This window comes from Candidatus Magnetaquicoccus inordinatus (assembly GCF_004217665.1).
Classification (GTDB): Bacteria; Pseudomonadota; Magnetococcia; order Magnetococcales; family Magnetaquicoccaceae; genus Magnetaquicoccus; species Magnetaquicoccus inordinatus.
Map to the genome: position 1 here is coordinate 1 of NZ_RXIU01000279.1, position 3,767 is coordinate 3,767.

A 3,767-nucleotide genomic window follows, 5' to 3' on the forward strand; every position below is an offset into this window, starting at 1 on the left:
GTGCGGCGTTTCACAAAAGTGAATGCGTAGCATTCACGCACGCCGCACAGATTTGTGCCCCGCAGGGGCACTCTTTGCGAGGGCGGACGCCCGACATGCACAGTTTCGCTTGTGGCAACAGTGAAGAAATTGGCAAATGCGATTGCCCTGGCATCAGTAGGCTCTCTTGTCGATCTGCAGTTCCGGAAAGGGAGCGGCTGCAAAATTGTGGCGCAATTGATACAACTGTTGATGGTTTTTCAAAAAATGCCACACACGGGGACGACGCAAAGCGATATTGCCATAACCACAGATCACCAAGGTGTCGGGAGATAACAGCTCTGGGTGCAGGGAGTGCTCTGCCGCCGCCGGGGGTGACCCCTCAAGATCATCCACCCACCACTCCAGTTCATGTATCTGACACCACAATCTTTGTTCAGCGCCAAACAGAGAGGCCGGTATCTGCACAATGATCGGACGATGGGCGAGATCCTTGCGCCACCAGCGAAGAAAATGGAGAGTCACGGTAACAATATCTTCCCAGTTTACTTTTTGTTGCCAGGGTTGCAGCTCCAGGCGAAAAAGGGTCTGCGCAATACCATGCAACGGTGTGCAGGCAAGAGCCTGCACTATCTCGGCAGGAATCGCCGCAGCAAAATTTTCGCTTAAATAGCGCAAGGTGGCATACAAACGGGCAGCAAGCCCAAACCGTTGCGCGCGGGCCAGCAATAGCGGCCACTGAATCTGAAAATTTTTGTTGCCCATCAAGGTCAGACAATCAGCAATCCATCGTATCGGCGGCAACGGGTTCCATTGACCGCCATGAATGCACAGATGCAAAAACAGATCAGTATCCTGCAAATAGTTGACCTCTACGCCAAAAAACTCCCCCGGTTTGGCCGCCTCCCAAAAAGGGGCACTGCCTTCCTGGTGATAAACCAGCTCCTGAAAAACCTGGCAGTGCAGATCGATCTCAAAACCATACTGATCACGCATGGTAAAGCCATGATTACACTTGCGCAGACTGTCAAACAGGCCAGGATCGATCCATTCGCTGGAAAACACCATAAAAGCTTGATGCAGATGTTCAGGTCGCACCAACAGATCCACATCCGACATGGGGCGCACACTCAGCCATTCCGGTTGCAAATGCAGCAAGGCAGCCCCCTTCATGACAATCACCTCGATGCCTTGTTGACGCAACTGCTTAATTTTATTAGCCACTCTGTGCATCAACAGATGATTGCGGTAGAAAGTCTTGCGATAATTGCCCTTAAAAAAGGAGAGCAGAGGGTGCTCAGGAAGCAGTTGCTGCAGACGTTTATACAGATAGGGATAGAGACGATACGAACCATCATCCAGATTTTTGATATCAACTTGCTGTATCCAATGATAAAAACGGTTCACTACCTCTGGTCGGTCACTGAACAAAATCTGCAACAACTCTTCCTGTTCCGGCTGAATGGCAAGCACCCTGGATAAACTCTGCTGCTGGAGCAACTCTTGCAAGGTGCTGGCACAATCGCTGACTGGTGCGAGCGCATGAGCCAGTGCCGATTGGCAGTGCAACCAATAGCGAAACGGAGAGTGGTCACTCTCCTGGTTTTGATAAAAAAAGGCAGGCAAAGAAAAACGCGGATGGGTGGCAACGGCGGGGTGCTGCCCGTGGCGCAGATAGTGCAGCAGAGGATTGCCAGGAGTTCTGGCAGCCTCTGGGTTGTGTTGCATATAGTAGGCACCATCAAAAAGAGCGCATGGTTTGCGCCCCTCTTGCCAACCATGGCGAAAATAGTGACCAACTGCCTCTCCATTGGCGGCGACCACATCCGGGTTGCAACGGCGATAATAGGCCACATCAAACAGCGGATGGGGTGAAAGATCCCGCCAATAGCCAACCAGCAGAAAGTGTAAACGCGGTAAAGTGAGAACAACGCCAGCAGGCTGTTGAAGCTGGTACCAGGATTGCTGCCAACAGCCGCGAAAAAGTGCAGGCAGCATCGCCCCCCAACTGCGCAGACGATGCCCTATTATAGTCCAGGAGAAGCGCTGCGCGGATCGACTAACGAGTCGCAAGAGCTGCATGGGGAGGGATGGCTTGATCACCCGATCATCTTTCCCTGGTTGGACAGGTTGTTGCGCGGCGCCTTTGTCCAACCACAGCTCTCCCTCTGTGTGACAGTGTCAGCTAACCGCTGCAATCTCTCTGGTTGGTGCATGTTACTGGTTGACTCAGCACGTCAAGGGGAGGGATCCAGACTCAACACGGATAGGCTGTCCAGGAAAGATCATCCCTCTTGATCGATCCCCAATCACACTCGCCAGCCTGTCTGAGCTTACCATTTCAGCCTGCTGATGCAAGGAGCCAAATCGCTTCTGCAGCAGACAGAAGAGCGGTTATCCTCCTTCCCAGCCCCAAAAATCGCATTTGCAAATCAGAAAATTATTAGGGAGGTCCAGGAGGAGATTATCTCCTCCTGGTGGGTGCAGGGCAAAGCTCTGCTGAAAATGTGCGGCGTTTCACAATAGCGAATGCTTAAGCATTCGCGCACGCCGCACCGATTTGTGCCCCGCAGGGGCACTCTTTGGGAGGGCGGACGCCCGACATGCACCGTTTCGCTTGTGGCAACAATGAGAAAATTGGCCAATGCGCTTGCCCTGCCCACGGAATATTAAGCCCTTGGCATGCCCAGTTCACCTGGAGAATATACCACGATTTTGCTGTTGACTTTTGGCCACAAGGGCATCATGTTCTCCCCAGATGCCACACCAGGGGTGTTAAATTATTGCTCACGTTTCCTACCTGCGGCAGAGAGAATGCGATTGCACACAGGTCCAGTTGGGCTGATCTCCTGATTCCCTGTTGAGTGAACACTTGGACCTACGAATAACAGACCCAGCAACGACCCATGACACGTGAATCCATAACATCAGATCCCTTCTCGACACTGGCGCAATGGGAAGCCATGGGCGAAGCAAATCTGCTCTCTGTAGTCATACCCGCGCACAATGAAGAAGCGACTATTACGCATACCGTGCTTACTCTGGTAGAGAGCTTGCAACGTGCACAAATCGCCCACGAAATTCTGGTGATCAACGACAACAGTACAGACAGCACCGAAGAGCATCTTCTCGCACTGCAAAACGCTCAACCGACCGTCCGTTATCTCAACAACCACTATCCGCAAGGATTCGGCTTTGCCATCCGCTATGGTTTGAGCTGTTTTCGTGGCGATGCCGTGGCCATTGTCATGGCTGATGGCTGCGATTCACCTGAGGATTTGGTCAACTTCTACAACAAGTTACGCACTGGCTATGATTGCGTTTTCGGAAGCCGCTTCACTCCTGGTGGTCATGTTGTCCACTATCCACGACTCAAATTGCTGCTTAATCGAATGGGCAATACAGTGATCCGTCTGCTGTTTTTGATCCACTATAACGATATAACCAATGCCTTTAAACTCTATCGCCGCTGCGTCATCGCGGGAGTACAGCCTTTATTATCAGCACATTTTAATTTAACCGTAGAGATTCCATTAAAAGCGGTAATCCGTGGCTATAGAGTTGCCGTATTGCCCAATAGTTGGCACAATCGCGTCCATGGCAGCTCAAAATTTAAAATCAAGGAGGTGGCATCTCGTTATCTCTGTACCCTATTTTATTGCTTCTTTGAAAAATGGCTGTGGCGCGACAACAAAGCCCATTGGCAAGCCATGCCGACTGAGCGCCCGCCAGTCGCAAAACAGCCATAGACCTATTTACTGAGAATATCGCGCATTGATGCTTGCCAA

2 protein-coding genes are annotated in these 3,767 nt (G+C 51.5%); one reads left to right on the forward strand and one right to left on the reverse strand.

What is annotated here, in order from left to right:
- Positions 1 to 153: 153 nt before the first annotated feature.
- The gene (locus EJP87_RS14585) at positions 154 to 2,133 is read right to left on the reverse strand and encodes a nucleotidyltransferase family protein (protein WP_130472592.1); all 1,980 of its coding nucleotides are present in this window, start codon (positions 2,131 to 2,133) and stop codon (positions 154 to 156) included.
- 752 nt (positions 2,134 to 2,885) lie between these two features.
- On the opposite strand from EJP87_RS14585, the gene EJP87_RS14590 reads away from it, so the two are divergent.
- Entirely contained in the window at positions 2,886 to 3,728 is an 843-nt protein-coding gene (locus tag EJP87_RS14590) for a glycosyltransferase family 2 protein (protein ID WP_130472593.1), read from the forward strand.
- Positions 3,729 to 3,767: the final 39 nt, after the last annotated feature.